This is a genomic window from Pantoea sp. GbtcB22, assembly GCF_019091025.1.
In the GTDB taxonomy this organism is placed as follows: domain Bacteria; phylum Pseudomonadota; class Gammaproteobacteria; order Enterobacterales; family Enterobacteriaceae; genus Pantoea; species Pantoea leporis.
In genome coordinates this window covers 1-230 of sequence record NZ_JAGXKB010001004.1, presented here as the reverse complement: position 1 = coordinate 230, position 230 = coordinate 1, and the positions used below count along the sequence as shown (strand labels likewise).

1 protein-coding gene is annotated in these 230 nt (G+C 60.4%); it reads right to left on the bottom strand.

What is annotated here, in order from left to right; genetic code table 11:
• Positions 1-230, bottom strand: a 230-nt coding sequence (locus tag KVT28_RS27315; RefSeq protein ID WP_217551486.1) for an ATP-binding cassette domain-containing protein, incomplete at both ends; no start/stop codon positions are given.

Below are 230 nucleotides of genomic sequence, written 5' to 3'. Positions count from 1 at the left end.
AGCGTAAAGAAACTCGATATCCTGCTCCACCAGAATGATTGAAATATCCATCTCATGCCGCAGCCGCCGCAACGTCTCGATAATCTCCTCGCAGATATTCGGTTGAATCCCTTCCGTTGGCTCATCCAGCCGCACCAGCTGCGGCTGGCCGCACAGGCAACGCGCCAGCGCCAATGACTGCTGCTCGCCGCCCGCTAGCGCACCGCCCGGCTGCGCCAGCAGGCGTTTCA